The sequence below is a fragment of the Pelagibius sp. genome, from assembly GCF_028289705.1.
Taxonomy (GTDB): domain Bacteria; phylum Pseudomonadota; class Alphaproteobacteria; order Kiloniellales; family Kiloniellaceae; genus Pelagibius.
On sequence record NZ_JANQOI010000087.1, the window covers coordinates 36,161 to 54,006 of the forward strand.

General features: G+C 66.0%; 13 protein-coding genes. 3 read left to right on the forward strand and 10 right to left on the reverse strand.

Going from position 1 to position 17,846, the window contains the following annotated elements; genetic code table 11:
• Nucleotides 1–4 precede the first annotated feature (4 nt).
• From Q0996_RS10865 to Q0996_RS10885, 5 genes are all read right to left on the reverse strand, one after another.
• Nucleotides 5–802 (reverse strand): FadR/GntR family transcriptional regulator, encoded by a 798-nt coding sequence (locus tag Q0996_RS10865; protein WP_299618955.1) that lies wholly within the window; start codon nt 800–802, stop codon nt 5–7.
• The gene (locus tag Q0996_RS10870) at nt 771–1,733 is read right to left on the reverse strand and encodes an ABC transporter ATP-binding protein (RefSeq protein ID WP_299618957.1); all 963 of its coding nucleotides are present in this window, start codon (nt 1,731–1,733) and stop codon (nt 771–773) included. The genes Q0996_RS10865 and Q0996_RS10870 overlap by 32 nt, the downstream gene beginning before the upstream one ends.
• Complete coding sequence (locus tag Q0996_RS10875; RefSeq protein ID WP_299618959.1) at nt 1,730–3,598, reverse strand: dipeptide/oligopeptide/nickel ABC transporter permease/ATP-binding protein; 1,869 nt, start codon at nt 3,596–3,598, stop codon at nt 1,730–1,732. Before Q0996_RS10875 ends, Q0996_RS10870 begins: the two co-directional genes overlap by 4 nt.
• A 10-nt stretch (nt 3,599–3,608) precedes the next feature.
• A complete protein-coding gene (locus Q0996_RS10880; RefSeq protein ID WP_299618961.1) occupies nt 3,609–4,556 on the reverse strand; it encodes an ABC transporter permease in 948 nt (315 codons plus the stop codon).
• 104 nt (nt 4,557–4,660) lie between these two features.
• Nucleotides 4,661–6,217 carry an ABC transporter substrate-binding protein gene (locus Q0996_RS10885; protein ID WP_299618963.1) on the reverse strand — a complete coding sequence of 519 codons (1,557 nt, stop codon included), beginning with the start codon at nt 6,215–6,217 and terminating at the stop codon, nt 4,661–4,663.
• Between the two features lie 117 nt (nt 6,218–6,334).
• Here Q0996_RS10885 and Q0996_RS10890 point away from each other — a divergent pair, with 117 nt between their 5' ends.
• Nucleotides 6,335–7,003, forward strand: a complete 669-nt coding sequence (locus Q0996_RS10890; protein ID WP_299618965.1) for a DUF1028 domain-containing protein — start codon at nt 6,335–6,337, stop codon at nt 7,001–7,003.
• A gap of 4 nt (nt 7,004–7,007) precedes the next feature.
• Here the strand turns inward: Q0996_RS10890 and Q0996_RS10895 are convergent, their stop codons facing one another.
• The 4 genes from Q0996_RS10895 to Q0996_RS10910 form a co-directional block, all read right to left on the reverse strand.
• Nucleotides 7,008–10,088, reverse strand: coding sequence for an efflux RND transporter permease subunit (locus Q0996_RS10895; RefSeq protein WP_299618967.1), 3,081 nt, complete (start codon nt 10,086–10,088; stop codon nt 7,008–7,010).
• Between the two features lie 4 nt (nt 10,089–10,092).
• Nucleotides 10,093–11,220: an efflux RND transporter periplasmic adaptor subunit gene (locus Q0996_RS10900; protein WP_299618969.1), complete on the reverse strand. Its 1,128-nt coding sequence runs from the start codon at nt 11,218–11,220 to the stop codon at nt 10,093–10,095.
• A 319-nt stretch (nt 11,221–11,539) separates the two neighbouring features.
• On the reverse strand, nt 11,540–12,562 hold the full coding sequence (locus Q0996_RS10905; protein WP_299618972.1) for an asparaginase: 1,023 nt from the start codon (nt 12,560–12,562) through the stop codon (nt 11,540–11,542).
• 136 nt (nt 12,563–12,698) lie between these two features.
• Entirely contained in the window at nt 12,699–14,150 is a 1,452-nt protein-coding gene (locus Q0996_RS10910) for a sodium:alanine symporter family protein (RefSeq protein WP_299618975.1), read from the reverse strand.
• A gap of 462 nt (nt 14,151–14,612) precedes the next feature.
• Between Q0996_RS10910 and Q0996_RS10915 the strand changes: the two genes are divergently transcribed.
• Nucleotides 14,613–15,434 carry a helix-turn-helix transcriptional regulator gene (locus Q0996_RS10915; protein ID WP_299618978.1) on the forward strand — a complete coding sequence of 274 codons (822 nt, stop codon included), beginning with the start codon at nt 14,613–14,615 and terminating at the stop codon, nt 15,432–15,434.
• A 69-nt stretch (nt 15,435–15,503) separates the two neighbouring features.
• On the opposite strand, the gene Q0996_RS10920 is transcribed toward Q0996_RS10915, so the two are convergent.
• Nucleotides 15,504–15,944 (reverse strand): MaoC family dehydratase, encoded by a 441-nt coding sequence (locus Q0996_RS10920; protein WP_322096685.1) that lies wholly within the window; start codon nt 15,942–15,944, stop codon nt 15,504–15,506.
• A gap of 303 nt (nt 15,945–16,247) precedes the next feature.
• Here Q0996_RS10920 and Q0996_RS10925 point away from each other — a divergent pair, with 303 nt between their 5' ends.
• Nucleotides 16,248–17,837 (forward strand): ABC transporter substrate-binding protein, encoded by a 1,590-nt coding sequence (locus Q0996_RS10925; RefSeq protein WP_299618981.1) that lies wholly within the window; start codon nt 16,248–16,250, stop codon nt 17,835–17,837.
• Nucleotides 17,838–17,846 lie beyond the last annotated feature (9 nt).

Below are 17,846 nucleotides of genomic sequence, written 5' to 3' on the forward strand. Positions count from 1 at the left end.
GCGATCAGCGGTCGCCGATGGTCAGGAAGGCCTTCGTGACCTGGGCTTCCTGGGCCAGCATGATGCGTTGGGCGGCGCGCATGTGGGCCTGCATGATGGCCCGCGCCTCGTCGGCGTCCCCGGCCCGCAGCGCCGAGATCAACTGCTCCTGATAGGAGAGGCCGCGTTCCCGCAGTTCGGGATTGGGCTGTCCGTAGATCCGCTTGCAGACCGTGAGGTCCTTCAGCAGCCGCACGAGAAAGCCGCAGGTGAAGCCCAGCAGGGGATTGTCGGAAAAGCCGGCGAGTGCCTCGTGAAACTCCAGTTCGGCGACGCGCTGCTGGCGCTCCTCTTCGATGGAGGCGGGAGGGGCGGTGTAGACACTCATGCGCCTGCGCAGCTCGTCGATCTGCTCTTCGGTGATGTGGGGGGCGAGATCGAACACGAGCTGCGGTTCGAGCGCGATGCGCAGCTCGTAGATGTGGGCGATGGAGATCTCTTTGAAGAAGAAGTGATTGGCCAGCAGTGCGCTGGCGTGGTCGGCCCCCAGCTCGGTGATGAAGGCGCCGCCGCCGGGGCCCGTGCGGGTGCGGATCAGCCCCTGGGTCTCCAGCACCCTCAAGGCTTCGCGCACAGTGCCCTTGCTGACCCCCAGGTGGGCGATCAACTGGTGTTCCTGGGGCAGGCGGTCGCCCGGTGCCAGACCGTTTTCGATGATCCAGTCCTTGATGGTTTCCGCCACCGCTTGGGGGCGGTTGCGCCCGCGTGCCGGCAGGCGCAGGGGCTGGTTCTCAGTTGAGGGGGTGGAGGCAGGCTGTTTCATGGTCCGTCGAGAGTTGGGTCAGAGGGGGTGGGCCGCCGCGGCAATCGTCTTGCGCGCGTCCGCAGCGGGCGGCAAAGGCGCATCCGGGCGGCGGGTTCAAGGGGTCCGGCAACTCGGCGGCTGCCGCTTCGGTGCGGAGCAGCGGGCGCCCAATCAGGGGCGCGCTGCGGGCCAGCAGCCCGGTATAGGGGTGGCGCGGCGCGGTGAAGATCTTTTCGGCCTGGCCCATCTCCACGACCCGCCCGAAGTAGAGGACGGCGACCCGGTCGCTCACCGCTTCGACGACCGCGAGGTCGTGACTGATGAAGAGGTAGGTCAGGTCGAAGGCCTCCCGCAGCTCGGCGAGCAGGTTCAGGACCTGCGCCTGTACCGAGACGTCGAGGGCGGAGACCGGTTCGTCCAGCACCAGGATGCGCGGTGACGCCGCCAGGGCGCGGGCGATGCCGATGCGCTGCGCCTGGCCGCCCGAAAACTCATGCGGATAGCGCTCAAGGAACTCCTTGCGCAGGTTCACTGCCTCGAAGAGTTCGGCGATGCGGGCCTTGCGGGCCGCGGCGTCGAGCCCCAGCAGATGGATCAGCGGCGCTTCGAGGATCTGGCGGACCGTCTTGCGCGGATTGAGGGAGGAGATCGGGTCCTGGAAGACGTATTGAATGAGCCTGCCGAAGGCGACCGGATCGCCGGTCTGGTCGGAGAGGTCCTTGCCCTCGATCTCGATACTGCCCTCGCTGGGGGCGAGGAGCCCGACCAGCATACGGGCCAGCGTCGACTTGCCGCAGCCGGACTCGCCGACGATCCCAAGGGTCTCCCCCGGGGCGACGGCGAAGCTCACGTCACGCACCGCGTGAACCGCCGGCTTGGGCCGGCCGAGCAGACTGCGCCCGCCGCCGAAGGTCTTGCCGAGACCGCGCACCGCCAGCGCCGGTGTCATGGGGTCGCGCCTTCGGGAAAGAGGCAGCGGACCGCCCGCATACCGCAGGACTGCAGCACGACTTCGCCCTGCCGGCAGGCGTTCTGGGCCTTGTCGCAGCGCGGCGCGAAGGCGCAGCCGGCCGGTAGCGCATCCACGGGCGGCGGCAGGCCGGGAATGGCTGAGAGCGCGCGCCGACCGCCGCCGAGTTCGGGCACACAGGCGATGAGCCGGCGGGTGTAGGGATGGCGCGGCGCCGCCAGCACCTCCTCGGTCGGTCCCGTCTCGACGATGCGGCCCGCATACATCACCGCCACCCGGTCGCAGAGCTGTGCCACCACGCCGAAATCGTGGGTGATGAAGATCAGCGCCATGTTCCGCTCCCGGCGCAGTTCGTCGAGCAGTGCCAGGACCTGGGCCTGGACCGTCACGTCGAGGGCGGTCGTCGGTTCGTCGGCAATCACCAGATCGGGATCGTTCACCAGGGCGAGGGCAATGCCGACGCGCTGGCGCATCCCGCCGGAGAGTTCGTGGGGATAGGCCTTCGCCCGTGCCGCCGCATTGGGGATGCGCACTTTTTCGAGGAGAGCGACGGAGTGGTTCCAGGCCTCCTGGCGCGACAGCGGGCGATGGCTGCGGATCGCTTCCACCATCTGATCGCCGACCCGGTAGAGCGGGTGAAGCGTGGCCAGGGGGTCCTGGAAGACGTAGGCGACGCGCCCGCCGCGCACCCGTCTCAGCGCTTCGCCGTTCATGGAGAGGGTGTCCTCACCGTCGAGGCGCACGGCACCGCCGGCGATGACGCCCGGCGGCGAGGCGACCAGGCCGAGCAGCGAAAGCGCGGTGACGGACTTGCCCGAGCCGGACTCGCCGATGAGCCCGAGGCATTCGCCCGGCGCGACCTCGAAATCGACGCCGCCGACGGCCTTGTAGGTTCGCGGGCCGACCTGGAACTCGGTCTGCAGATCCACGACCTGGAGCAGCGCGTCGGTTTTCCCGGCGGCCGGCGGAGACGGCCGCTCGACACGGGTGGCGGCGGCGGGCCGCGACAGGGCGCCGGCGCGCAGGCGCGGGTCAAGCGCGTCGCGCACGCCGTCGCCGAGGAGGTTCACGCTCATGACGATGACGAAGATCATGACCCCGGGCACGATGGAGGCGTGGGGCGCGTTGATCAGCAGTTTGCGGCCCTCGCCGAGCATGGAGCCGAGGTCGGCCTGCGGCGGTTGCGACCCGAGGCCGAGGAAGGAAAGGCCGGCGGTTTCCAGGATCATCCAGCCGATGGTGGTCGACATGGCGATGACGATCACCGGCAGCACGTTGGGCAGGATCTCCGACCAAATGATGCGCAGCCGGCCCATGCCGGACAGCCGCGCCGCGTCGACGAACTCGCGGTGGGCGATGCTGACGGTGACGCCGCGGATGTTGCGGGCGAAGAAGGGAATGTTGACGACGGCGACGGCATAGAGCGCATTCAACAGGCCGGGGCCCAGCACCGCGACAATGGCCAGGGCGAGCAAGATGTAGGGAAAGGCCATCAGCATATCGATGCCGCGCATCGTCAGGTCGTCGATGCGACCGCCGTAGAAGCCGGCGACGATACCGATCGCCGAGCCGATGAACGCGGCAATCAGGGCGGCGGCGATGCCGACGGCGAGGCTCAGGCGCGTGCCCCAGATCAGCCGCGACAGGAGGTCCCGCCCGAGATGATCGGTGCCGAGCAGCGCGCCATCGCTGAAGGGGCGCTTCAGCCGATTGACCGGGTCGGTGATATCCGGATCGGCGAGCGGCAGCAGCGGGGCGAGCAGGGCGACGCAGCAGACCGCGAGCAGGACGATCCCGCCGAAGGCGGCGAGGCGATTGCGCAGGATGAGTTTCAGGGTGACCATCGCCGGCGGCTCAGGCCTTTACCCGCGGGTCGAGCCAGCTTTGCGAGAGGTCGGCCAGCAGGTTGAACAGCACGTAGCTTGCCGCGACCACGATGACGCCGCCCTGGACCAGCAGGATGTCGCGCGTCGAGATCGCCTGCACCAGCATGCGCCCCACGCCCGGCCACTGAAACACGGTCTCGATGTAGACCGCGCCGCCGAGCACGAAGCCGGCCTGCACGCCGATCACCGGAATGATCGAGACCAGGGCCGCCTTGAAGGCGTGGCCGTAGAGAACCCGGGTTTCGGAGACGCCCTTGGCGCGGGCGGTGCGGATGAAGTCCTGACGCAGCACCTCCAGCATGGCCGAGCGGGTCAGCCGGGCGATGACACCGGTGGCCACGACGGAAAGGGTCAGCGCCGGCAGGATGAGATGCCGCAGGAGGTCGGGCAGGTCGCCGCCGCCGTAGATCGCAAACATGCCGCTCGCCGGCAGCCAGCGCAGTTCCACCGCGAACAGCAGGATCAGCAAGAGGCCCAGCCAGAAGGAGGGAACCGAGATCCCGATGAGGACCACGAAGGTCAGGATCTTGTCGGTCCAGCCGTATTGCCGGGCCGCGGTCCAGATGCCGATCAGGAGGCCCCAGATGGTGCAGAGCAGCAGCGCCGCCCCGGCCAGGATCAGGGTCGCCGAGAAGCGCTCCAGAACCTCGTCCAGCACCGGCCGGTTGAGGCTGTAGGAGCGCCCGAGGTCGCCCTGCAGAAGATTGCCCAGCCAGATCAGATACTGCTGGACCTGGGGCTTATCCAGGCCGAGGTCGCGGTTCAGCTTCTCAACGTTCTCCGGCGTCGCGAAGGACCCCAGGATGGCGGTCGCCGGGTCGCCGGGGATCAGCGCCATGATGGCGAAGACGATGACGGTCAGTCCCAGGAGAACCGGAACCAAGGCGATCAGACGCTTGATCAGGTAGCTCAGCATCCGCGCGTCCCTTCAGCTCGGCCGCCGGCCCGGCCGGCCGGCGGGGCGGTTCGCAAGAGGATCCGCCCCGCCCAAGGTTCCGGCAACCGGAGAAACGCCGCCGGTCAGCTCTTGGAGACGTCCTTCAAGAGCAGGAAGAAGGAGGGCTGCAGCTTGAAATTGGAGACGCGCTCCGAAGTCGCCGCGTTCTGCTTCCAGTTGGCGATGAAGGCCCAGGGCGCATCCTCGTAGACGATGGCCTGCATCTCCTTGTAGAGCCGGGCTCGCTCGGCCTGGTCGGTGGCGCTGCGCGCGGCCTCCAGCAATTTGTCGACCTCGGGGTTCGAATAGTAACCCGAGTTGAAGCCGCCCTTGTCGGGCCAGGCTTCGGTGCGCAGCGCGAGGTAGGGCAGCGTGTCCGGATCGTTGGTCATCCAGGCCATCTCCGCCATGTCCGCCTTGCCCTCGAGGCCGGGGTTCACCTGACCGAGGAAGGTGTTCCACTCGTAGGTCTCGATCTTGACGTCGAGCCCGACCTTGGCGAGATCGGCCTGGATCGCCGCGCCCATGGGAACCGGATCGAGCATGCCCGAGCCGCCCTCGGTGACGTAGAAGGTGAGCTCGGCGCCGGCATGGCCGGCTTCCTCCAGCAGCGCTTTTGCCTTCTCCGGGTTGTGAGGATAGGGCTGGAGGGCATCGTTGTAGGCCCAGGCGAAGGCCGGCGGCGTCGGGCCGGAAGCGACCTCCGCGGTGCCCTGCAGGATCTGCTCAACCAGAGCCTTCTTGTCGATGGCATAGTTGACCGCCTGGCGCACGCGCTTGTCGGCAAAGGGCCCTTCCTTGGCATTCAGGATGAGAAACCAGAGGTGCGGGCCGGCCTGCTCATGCAGCTGGAAGCCGTTGCCGTCGAAGGTCGCGACCGAGTCCGGGGGGACCTCCACCATGATGTCGATGCCGCCGGACAGCATCTCGGCGACCCGGGTGTTGGCATCGGTGATCGGGCGGAAGACGATCGCTTCCAGGGACGGCGCGCCGCCCCAGTAGTCTTCATTGCGGACCACCACGACCTTGGCGTTGGACTCCCACTCAGCGAACTTGAAGGGGCCACTACCGGCGGGATTGCGGCCGAAGTCGGCGCCATGGGTCTTCACCGCCTCCGGCGAGACGATCAGCCCCGTCGGATAGGCGAGATTGGAAAGGAAAGGCGCGTAGGGTGCGTTCAAGGTGAACTTCACCGTGTCGTCGTCCAGCGCCTCGACGTCCTCGACCGCGGAGAAGAAAAAGGAGAGCGGGAAGGGCCCGGTGTCGTGGAAGGGATGGCTCTCGTCCAGCATGCGGTCGAAGTTGAACTCGACCGCGGCCGCGTTGACCGGCGTGCCGTCGTGGAAGGTGACGCCTTGGCGCAGCTCGAAGGTGTATTCGGTGCCGTCCTCGCTGATCGACCAACTGCTTGCCAGCGAGGGTTCCACCTCCAAGGTGCCGTCCTTGTAGCGGACCAGGCCGTCATAGACGTTCATCAGAATACGGAAGTCGTTCACCGCCGTGACGGCATGGGGGTCGAGCGATTTCGGTTCGGCGATCTGGCCGACCACCAGAACGTTGGGAGGGGTCTGGGCGAGTGCGGCGGGCGCGGCCAAAGCCACGGCCGCGAGGCCAAGCGCCCATGGTGAGAGTTTTTTCATGGCGATCTCCCTGTTGAAGATCCGAATTTATCATAAGAAATTTGCAAAGCAAGTTTATCATGATAAATTGCTTCGTACTCGTGCAATTGTTGCGCGGCCTCGGATGCGGCAGGTGCCATGACGTTCTCCATACTTGCATTGGACCGGCAGACCGGCGCCATCGGCTGCGCGGCGGCGACCGGCAACCTGGCGGTGGGCGCCTGGGTGCTGCGCGCGGCGGCCAGGGTGGGGGCGGTGGCGACCCAGGGGCTCTGCGTCAGTCCTCTGTGGGGCGATCAGGCCCTGGCCCGGCTGGAAAGCGGCGAACGCGCCGAAGCGGTGGTGGACGGTCTGACCGCCGCCGATCCCGGCCGCGAGCATCGCCAGCTTGCGGTGCTCGATTTTCACGGCGGCGGGGCGGTCTGGACCGGCGATGCCAACACCGACGTCAAGGCCCACATCATCGGGACCGATTGCGTCATCGCCGGCAACTGGCTGTCCGGCCGGGGCGTTCTCACGGCCATGGAGCAGAGTTACCGGCAAGACGTGGACTCGGGTGAGGGCGGCTTCGGCCATCGCCTGCTTGCGGCGCTCGAAGCGGGAATCGCGGCCGGCAGCGATGCCCGCGGGACCTTGTCGGCGGCCATCAGGATTGTCCGCGCCGACCGTTCGCCCCTCGACCTGCGCGTGGATTACGACAAGGCGCCCCTGGACCGGCTGCGCGCGCTTTATGAGATGGCGACCAACCCGCCCTATAGCGAGTGGACGCGCCAGGTGCCGACGCTCGACGATCCCTATCGCTGTTGAGGCGTCAGCCTGCCGCCCTGCGAATACCGAAGAAGGTCGCGTAGAGCACCGGCACCACCCCGAGGGTCAGCATGGTGCCGAGGGAAAGCCCGAAGGCCAGGATGCAGGCCAGGGAATAGAACAGCGGATCGAAACTGATGATCAGCGGCATCACCCCCAGCACGGTGGTGATGGTGCTCATCATGATCGGCCGGAAGCGGGCGAGGGAGGCCATGACCACCGCCTCGTAGTCGGTCCTGCCGGCGGCGCGCTCGCTGTCCATGCGGTCGATCAGCACGATGCCGTTGTTGATGATCACCCCGGCCAGGCTGAAGAGGCCGAGGATCGAAAAGAAGTCGAAGGGCGCGTTCATCACGATCAGCCCGACGAAGGCCCCGGCAAAGGCCAGCGGGATGGTCAGGATGATGATCGCCGGCCGCCGGAAAGAATTGAACTGCCAGATCAGCAGCACGACGATGCCGGCCAGGCAGATCGGCATGTTGGCGAACAGCTTCTCGTTGGTCTCGGCCGAGGAGTCCAGTTCGCCGCCGAGCTCCCAACGGTAGTCGGGGCCGAGGTTGAGCTCTTCGATGAGCGGCTCCACGAGGGCCAGTTGCTCCGGCGCCTTGAGGAACTGGTGCTTGGCCTCGATGGTGACCATCAGCTCTTGATTGCGCCGCGCCAGACGGCTGAATTGCCAGATGCCGGAGATGTCGGCGATCTGGGTTAGGGGCACGTTGCTGGCCCGCTCGCCGGAATAGACGTTGACGTTCCAGAGGTCGCCGAGGGATTCCCGCTCTTCATCGAGGGATTGGATGACCACGGGGATCGCGATGTCGCCCTCGCGGTATTCGGTGATCTGCGCACCGTCGATATGGGCCTGGAGGGAGAGGGCGACCTCCTGGGAGGTTAGGCCGGCGCGGCGCGCCCGCGCCTGATCGACGCTGACGAGGATTTTCGGGACCTTGTTCTCCCAGTCGTTGCGCACATCCAGGGAGCCCGGAATGGCCTTGATCTTGCGCTTCAGTTCCTCGCCCTTGGCGTAAAGCACGTCCGGGTCCGGCCCGACCAGCCGGTATTCCATGAAGCCGGGTTCCTGGGCGCCGAGCCACATCTGCTTCACCCGTCCCAGCACCTCCGGGTATTCCCTGTCGAGTTTGTCGCGCAGCCGCTCGACCACCGCAGGCGTCTGCTCGCCGGTCTCGGTGTTGACGATCAGGAAGGCCAGGTGCGGGTCGGGGTCGAGGGGCGCCAGGGACAGAAAGAACCGCGGGCCGCCGGTTCCGATATAGGCGATGGAACTGGTGATCTCCGGGTTTTCCTCCTCGTCCGCCAGCCAGTCCGTGAAGCGCTGCACCACCTCGTCGGTGGCGCTGATGGAATAGCCGGCAGGCAGGTCCAGATAGACAAGGAACTGGTTGCGGTCGCTGGGCCCGAAGAACTGGCGCACCAGCAGGCTGGCGATGACGGCGCCGCCGACCAGCACCAGGACCGCGCCGATGAGCACGGCGGTCCGGTTGTTCAGCATCAGCTCGAGGACCCGGCGGTAGACCCTGTAGAAGCGGCCCGCGTAGAGCGCGGCTTCGTCCTGCCCGCCGGCACTCCCGCCGGCGCTTCCTGCGACCGCCGGCACCTTCATGAACCAGAAGCAGTTGGCCGGGGTGGCGTACATGGAGAGAAACCAGGAGGCCAGCAGCAGGATGATCACCACCGCCGGCAGCGAAAAGGCATACTCCCCGGTTTGCCCTTCGATCAGCAGGATCGGCAGGAAGGCGAGGATCGTGGTCAGGGAGGAGGTGAGCAGCGGCACCGCCAAGGTTCGTCCGGACTCGATGCAGGCCTCGCGCTTGTTCTGGCCGCGTTCCAGGCGTGCCTTGATGTCCTCAGCGACGACGATGCCGTTGTCCACCAGCATGCCGAGGGCGATGATCGCCGAAGCGATGGAGACCCGTTCCAGCTCGATCCCCATCAACCCCATGATGATGAGACCCAAGAGCATGGTCATGGGAACGAAGGAGCCGACGATCAGGCCGACCCGCAGCCCGAGGAACAGCATCACCACCGCGAGCACGATGACGAGTGTCTGATAGACGTTGCTGAGGGCGCCGTTGACCGCGGCGACGACGAGATCCGGCTGGAAGGTGGCGTATTCCAGTACGTAGCCGACGGGCAGCCGCGATTCGAGGTCGCGGATCTTGGCGGTGAGCCGCTCGCCGAACTCGACCGAGTTTACCCCGGGCGTAATGGAGACGCTGAGCACGATGGCCGGGCGGCCGTTGAAATAGGCCAGCGCGCTGGGCGGATCGACATAGCCGCGCACCACGGTCAGGAGGTCGCTCAGCCGCGTCGACTGCTGGGTGCCGGGAATCTGGATCAGGACATTCTCGATCTCGCCCACCGAGCGGAAGTTGCCGCTGGGCTCGACGATGATGTCGGGGCCTTTGGCCTCGATGCGCCCGCCGGGCAGGATCACGTTCTGCTGGATCAGCGCGTTGACCACATCGCCGGGCTTGATGCCGAACTGGGCGAGCTTGGTGGTGGAGAACTTCAGCGTCACCTGCTCGTCCTGCACCCCCCAGAGTTCCACCTTGCGGATGCCGTCGAGCTCATAAAGGCGGTCGCGGATGTCGCGCGCGGCGATGCGCATCTCCGCCATGGAGAAGCCCTCGCTCCAGAGCGCGATTGTGGCGATGGCGGTGAGGCCGAACTCGTCGTTGACGAAGGGCCCGATGGTGCCGTCGGGCAGGTCCGGCGTCAGGTCCTGCATCTTGTTGCGGACCTTCTGCCAGATCAGGTCGAGATCGTCGTACTCGTCGCGGACGTCGGCGTGGATGATCGAGACGCCGGTCTTGGAGTCCGACCAGATTTCGTCGATCTCCGGCAGGGTGCGGATCTGCGCCTCGAGCTGGCGGGTGATGAGCTCCTCGATCTGCGACGGCTCCATCCCCGGGAAGTAGGCCGACACCACGATCTCCCGGATCACGATCGGCGGATCTTCCTGGCGCGGGAAGGTGACGAACTGGCTGAGCCCCAGGACGACGACGGCAATCAGGAAGACGATGGTGATCCGCGAGATGTCCAGGGCAAAGCGGGTGATGAAGGACACCGGATCACTCCTGGACGGGCGCTGTCGCCAGTGCCGCAGCGCCGGACTCCAAGAGATTTACCCGTTGGCCGTCATCGAGAAAGCTGACCCCGGCGACGGCGACGATGTCGCCCGCTGCCAGCCCGCTGGTGACCACGACCTGATCGTCGTGGACGCCTTCGATTTCGACCTTGGTCCGCGCCACAGTCGAGCTCCCGCCGTCGAAAACGAAGACCGAGGCGTCGCCGGGTTCGCCGCCGGGCACGATGGCGGTCACGGGCACCAGATAGGACACCTCGGCATCGCCTCCACCGAGCAACACGGTGATCTCGGCGGTCATGCCCGGGCGGATGCCGCCCCGATCGTCCAGGACCGCGACCTTGACCGGAAAGGCATTCGCCGTGCCCGCGGCCGAGCCGATCTCGGAGACCGCACCTTGGTGGCTGCGCTCGGACTCAGTGGGAAAGCGGATCTCCGCAGCCAGGCCCAGGCTGATGTTGCCGATCGAGGTTTCCGGCACGTTGATGGCCACCTCCATGGCGCCTTCGGCGAAGATCTCGAAAAGGCTCTCGCCCCGTTGGATCTCCTGAAAGGGATCGACGTTGCGGGTGGCGACCACGCCGTCGAAGGGCGCAACCAGGGCCGTCTTCTCCAGATCGCGGCGCGCCAGGTTGAGCTTGGATTTGGCGAAGCTGACGGTGTTGCGCGCGCTGTCGAAGGCGGCCGCTGCCTGGTCGAGGGCCGCCTTGCTGACCCAGTCCTTCGAATAGAGGGTCTTCTGCCGGTCGAAGTCGTTCTGTTTTTCCGCCAGCTCCGCCTGGGCCCGGCCCAGTTCGGCCTCGGCCGCCTGCACGTTGAGCGCAAAGGGCTGCCGGTCGAGCTCCGCCAGAACGTCGCCCCTGGCGATCTTGGCGCCGATGTCGACATTGACCTTCTGGACGTTGCCGCCGACCTCGAAGCTGAGGCTGGAGGTGTCGACGGCTTCGACGACGCCGGGAAAGCGCCTCACCTGGCCGGAGGCCCGCTCCGACACGGTCACCGTCTTGATGGCGCGAATGCGTTCGACGACTTCCGGCGCCTCCTCCGCGCAGGCGGCCAGAAAACCCAGCGCGAGAAGAACGACACAGGAGCTCTTAAGGACCGAAGCGTTCATACCTGCAGCCTCCATGGGCACGCGCATTGGTGTCTAAAGATCGGGAACGAGTACGATGCGATGTAGATGGGTGTTGCTCGTGGGCGATCGATCTCTCCACCGCTCAGTCAGACCGCGTCAGTCCCGTGACCCGCGCGCAAGCGGTGCGAATCCTCTCTGATAACTCTAGGGCGACACCCTATCGAAGACAATCTCCGCCCCTTACGGAACCGGCTGATGGAGCGGCCGTTGCCGCCGTATTCGCGGGTGCCGCAACCAGTGCTGCGGCCTGTTCAATCTTGTCGCGAACGGCCGCCCCGGGTTGCGGGCGGAGCATCGTTCAGGATGTCGTCAGCTCGCCGCGAAGATCCTGCTGCATCAGCGCGGCGACGGCACTGCGGTCGAGGCCGAGGGCGAAGAGCGCATGCAGTTTCGTGAAGGCGGCCTCGGTGGTCATGTCGAAGCCGCTGAGCACGCCGGCATCGGCCAGCGCGGAGCCGGCGGCATAGCGCCGGAGGGAGACGCTGCCTTCCGGGCATTGGGAGACGGCGACGATGATGACCCCCGCGGTGCTGGCGCGCTCCAGCGCCGCCAGGAACTGCGGGTCGGCGGTCGGGCCGGTTCCCACGCCATAGCAGCGCAGGACGATGCCGACGGCTCCGGTATCGACGATGGCATCGATGAAGCGCTCCGGGATACCGGGGAAAATGCGCAGGACGGCGCTGTTGCAGGCGTGGTAGGGGGGCGGGAGTTCGCCGAAGATCCCGCTGTCGCTTGGCAGGCCGTTGGTGCCGTTGAACCGCAGCTCGGTGCCGATTTCGGCGAGCGGCGGGAAATTCGGCGAGGCGAAGGCGTCGAGTTCGGTGGCGTTGACCTTGGTAGTCCGGTTGCCTCTCAGGACATGGCGGCCGAAGCAGACGCCGACCTCCTTGATCTTTCCGGTCGCGATCGCCTGGACGGCGCCGATCAGGTTGCCGGCGGCATCGTTGCGCACCTCGCAGAGCGGGATCTGGGAACCGGTGAGGATCACCGGCTTGCGGCTGCCGCCCAGCAGGAAGGAGAGGGCGGAGGCGGTATAGGCCAGGGTGTCGGTGCCGTGGATCACCACGAAGCCGTCGAAGCGGTCGGCGGCACCGGCAATCTGCTCAGCCAGATGATACCAGTGATGCGGTGTCGCGTTGGAGCTCTCCAGCGGATCGTCGTACTCGATCAGCTCGTAGGCCGGCATCGACTCGGCGCTGAGCTCGGGAAGCCGCTCGCGGATCAGCGCGTCGAGATCGCGCGCCGGCGCATAGCCCTTCTCCGAGGGGCGCATGCCGAAGGTCCCGCCGGTGTAGATGATGGCGACCGACTTTCCGCTCATGGTCTTCCTACTCCTCGATCCTGTCCGCGGTCGGCCCAAAGACGAGAGGCGGCCCGACTGGACCGCCTCTGCCTTCGCTCGTCAGAGCGAACCCCGCGTCGTGCTGCCGAAGCTTAGCTTCAGCGTGCCAACTGTGCTACTCGGCGGGTTGAGTCTTGCCTGCGGGCACTTCGTCGTCGAAGACCCAGGCATCCTTGTCGATCCTGAGGTCCGAGAACTTCTCGGGATCGAACACCGGGTGCGCGACGCCGGCCTTGATCTGGTCGTCATAGTCCTTCAGCAGCCGCAGCATCGGCTTCAGCAGCAGGGCCAAGGCGGTCAGGTTGACCAGGGCCAGCAGCCCCATGGAGAGGTCGGAGAAGACCAGGATGTCGCCGAAGCTCTGGGTGCCGGCATAGAGCACCCAGACCAGGGTCAGGACCTTCAGGACCGTGAAGGGCAGCGGGTTCTTGTCGGAGAAGTAGCCGATGCCGTTTTCCCCGAGATAGTAGTTGTAGAGCACCGAACTGAAGGCGAAGAGCATCAGGGCCACACTCACATAGGCCTCGCCCCAGCCGCCGATGTGGTCGGCCAGTGAATTCTGGGTCAGCACCACGCCTTGCACATCTGCGGCACCCGGCTGGTAGACGCCGCTCAGCAGGATGATGAAAGCGGTGCAAGAGCAGATGATGATGGTGTCGATGAACACGGAGAAAGCCTGCACCGTGCCCTGGCTGCAGGGATGCTTCACATAGGCGACGGCGGCCACGTTGGGGGCGCTGCCGAGGCCCGCCTCGTTGGAGAAGAGGCCGCGCTTGACGCCCATCATGATGGCCGCGCCGATGCCGCCGCCGATGGCCGACGAGGGGGCGAAGGCCTCGGTGACGATCCGCGCGATGACGCCGGGAATGTCGGCGATGTTCAGCACGATCACCACGATGGCGATGAGGATGTAGCCCAGGGCCATGATCGGCACGATGAACTCGGTGACCGCGGCGATGCGCTGGATGCCGCCGAACAGGATGGCGGCAAGGGCGACCGTGAGCACGATGGCGGTGATGTACTTGTTGAGGCCGAAGGCGTCTTCCATGGAGGTCGAGACCGTGACCGCCTGGAAGCCGGTGAAGGCGAAGGCAAAGGTCAGCAACAGCAGGACGGAGAAGATCCCGGCGAGCCACTTCCAGTTCGTGCCGAGGCCGCGCTCGACATAGTAGGCCGGACCGCCGCGGAAGGAGCCGTCCGGCTCCGCTGTCTTGTAGAGCTGGGCCAGGGAGCATTCGAAGAAGCTCGTGGCCATGCCCATGAGGCCGATCATCCACATCCAGAAGACGGCGCCCGGCCCGCCGAGGGTGATGGCCACGGCCACGCCGCCGATGTTGCCGCCGCCGACGCGCCCGGCCACCGACAGCATGAGCGCCTGGAACGAGCTGATGTGGCCGCCTTCATGGTGAAAGGCGGTGCGCAGCACGTTGAACATGCGCCCGAAGTAGCGGAACTGCACGAACCGCGAGGTGAAGGTGATGGTCAGGCCGACGATGACCAGGATGTACACCAATGCATCCCAGACATAGCCACTCAGCATGTTGAAGACGTCGTTCAAGGCACTCATCTCTACGGCTCCCCATTTTGCCCCGTCGCCGAAACGCGACTACGCCACGGCGCCCGACAGCCCTCGCGCATGGAATGCGGGAGCAGAGGTCGGATCACCGCCGATGAAAGGAGTCTTGTTCCGTTGCACGTCCCCCGCACAACTGTGGGGGCGGCCTGTCCGGCTTGCTGTCCTGGCGAAGTCTTCTTCGTGCCGTCTTGGCTTCGCCGGCGGGCCCGGGTTGTCCCCTGGCTCCTGCCCGTTGAACTGCTCCTCCCGGTCCGGCCCCGCGCGGCCTCAGCCTGAGGCGGGGAAGAACCGTCTGCACCCTAGGAGCGCACAAGGCGGCAATCAATTGGGCGGGATGGTGCATGTTGACGCACTATGGTGCAATGAAAGCATCAACTAGCATCAATTCAGTTGCCACTTGTTCTAAGGCGGGGTAGCCTTACGTCTTTGAGTGCTGGTTTAGGGAGACCCGCATTGAACCCTGATTTTCCTCGAAATCTCCGGGTTCTGACCGACCACTACAAGTCGGTCGCGGAGGTCTGCCGCCGGCTCGACCTCAACCGTTCCCAGTTCAACCGCTACATCAGCGGGCGCTCCATGCCCTCCCGGCACGTGTTCAAGAAGATCTGCGACTTCTTCGGGGTGGAGGAGTACGAGATCTTTCTGCCGCATCAGGAGTTCCTGAAGATCGTCGGTCTGAAACGCAATCAGCCCGCCGCCGACGACGGCTTTCGGCCCTACGTGGCCTATCTCGACCAGCTCGTGCGGCGCTCCCGCGGCGACCTCCTGGACTACGAGGGCTACTACTTCGAGTACAGCTATTCCATGACCCGCCCGGGGCTGATCCTGCGCTCCCTGCTGCGTTTAAGCGGCAATGCGGGCTTCACCACCTATCAGCGCGTCGAAAACATGGCCCGCTTCGGTGCGGCCGGTCCGCGGGTGACCTGCAAGTACCGCGGGATGGCCTTTTATCTGAACGACCGCATCTTTCTGGTCGACTACGACAGCCTGACCGGCAATGAGATCAGCCAGACGGTGCTCTACCCCAACTACCAGACCCGGCTCACCCGGCTGAACGGTCTCAAGCTGGGCGTGGCCGCCAGCGGCCGGCGCGAGCCGCTCTGCGCGCGGGTGCTGCTGGAGGCGCTGGGCCGGCAGATCAGCGTGAAGAAAGCCCTCAAATCCTGCGGTCTCTTCGACCCCGAAAGCCCCGAGATTCAGCCCGATATCCGAAGCCTGATCACCAACCGGATCGAAGACGGCGCCCACCACTTCCGCGTTGTGAGCGAGGGCTAGCCGACGCCACGGCTTCTGGCGTGATGTGTTCCGATCGGGCGCTTTCGGGAACGATGGCCTTTCTTCGCTTCAGTCCTGGTCCCTGCGCGGCACCTTGACCACGGCTTCGCCCTCCAGCACCACGGTGTCTCCGATCCTGCACTGGCAGTGGAGGCGCGCGCGCTGGCGTTCGGCATTCAGCTCCACAACCTCGACCGTGGCGTCGACCGTATCGCCGATCTTTACCGGCGCCAGGAACTTCAGAGTCTGGGAGACGTAGATGGCGCCGGGGCCCGGCAGCCGCGTGCCGATGACCGCGGAAATGAGACTGGCGGTGTAGAGGCCGTGGGCGATGCGGCCCTTGAAGGGCGTTTTGGCGGCGAAGTGCTCGGAGAGGTGCACCGGGTTGCGGTCCCCGGTGATCTCGGCAAAGCCCACCACATCCGACGACTTCACGGTCTTGGAATAGGTCTCGGCCATGCCCATGCTGAGATCGTCGAAGTAGAGGGTCTGAAAGGGCAGGAAGCTCACGGCTCGCCTCTTATGGCAGATCGAAGGGTCGGTGCGGGCGCCGGCGCCAGCGCGGACAGAATTCACAAGGCTCTCGATACCGAACGCCAGAGTAGCGGGCTTGTCGGCCGGCAGCAATTTCCGAGGGACGGGCCCCCCGCGACAGCGGCCCCGGCGGCACGAACCTGAACCGCTGCCTTCCGGACACGGCCACCCTTGCCCTCAGACACGATGTGTTCCAAAATTGTCTCAACAGCAAACAGCGGCACCAGATCCGCTCAAAGACACGAAGTGTCCAATAAGACAAGCAGGGAAGAGGAAATCATGACAGATTTGAGTCAATTGGAACGCCTGCTCCGGGTGGGCGGGGTGAGCCGCCGTGACTTTCTGAAGCAGGCCACGGCGCTCGGCATTACCGCTGCCGTCGCGACCTCGGCGGCCAACCGTGTCGCCCATGCGGCGACCCCGAAAAAGGGCGGCCGCCTGCGGCTCGGCATCGGCCACGGCTCCACCACCGATACGCTGGATCCGGCGACCTACGAAAACCTCTACATGCAGGTCCTGGGCGGCGCCGTCCACGGCAAGCTGACGGAGGTCGGCAACAGCGGCGACATCACGCCCGAGCTCGCGGAATCCTGGGAGCCGTCTGCGGATGCCCGGCAGTGGCGCTTCAAGCTGCGCCAGGGCGTTGAGTTCCACAACGGCAAGACCCTGGAGGCCGAGGACGTCATCGCCTCCATGAACCATCACCGTGGCGAAGACTCGAAGTCGGCGGCGAAGCCCATCGTCGATCCCATCGAGACCATCGAGGCCGACGGCAAGGACACGGTGGTCTTTGCCCTGAAGTCCGGCAACGCCGACTTCCCCTTCATCGTCAGCGACTATCACCTGGCGATCATGCCCTCCAAGGACGGCGAGATCGACGCGACGGCCGGCGCCGGCACCGGCGGCTACAGCATCGAGAGCTACGATCCCGGCGTGCGCACTGCGCTGAAGCGCTTCCCCAACTACTGGAAGTCCAACCGGGCGCACTTCGACGAAGCGGAGTTGCTGGCCATCGTCGACGTCACGGCACGGACCAACGCGCTCACCACCGGTGAGATCGACGCCATGGACCGGGTCGACATCAAGACCGCCCATCTGCTGGCGCGCAACCCCAACGTCAACATCGTCGAGACCAGCGGCACTGCGCACTACACCTTTGCCATGCGCACCGACACGCCGCCCTTCGACAACAACGACGTGCGGCTGGCGCTGAAGCACGCCCTCGACCGCAAAGCGATGCTGAAGACCGTGCTGCGCGGCCACGGCGTGGAGGGCAACGACCATCCCATCGGCCGCTCCAACCGCTATCACGCGGGCGATCTGCCGCAGCGCGAGTACGATGTCGACAAGGCCAAGTTCCACCTGAAGAAGGCGGGGCTCAGCAGCCTCGCCGTGGATCTCAGCGCCGCCGACGCCGCCTTCCCGGGGGCTGTCGACGCGGCGGTGCTCTATAAGGAGCATGCGGCCAAGGCCGGCATCGACATCAACGTGGTGCGGGAGCCCAACGACGGCTATTGGTCCAACGTCTGGCTGAAGAAGCCCTGGTGCGCAGTCTACTGGGGCGGCCGGCCGACGGAAGACTGGATGTTCTCCACCGCCTATGCCGCCGGGGCGCCCTGGAACGACACCTATTGGGAGCACGCGCGCTTCAATGACCTGCTGATTCAGGCGCGGGCGGAGCTCGACGAGGCCAAACGCCGCGAGATGTATCACGAGATGCAGACGCTGGTGCGCGACGAAGGCGGTGTCGTCGTACCCATGTTCAACAACTACGTCATGGGCCTTTCCAAGAAACTTGCCCACGAGGAAATGGGGGCCAATTGGGGCTTCGACGGCTTCCGCGCCGTCGAGCGCTGGTGGTTCGCCTGATCGGCGCTG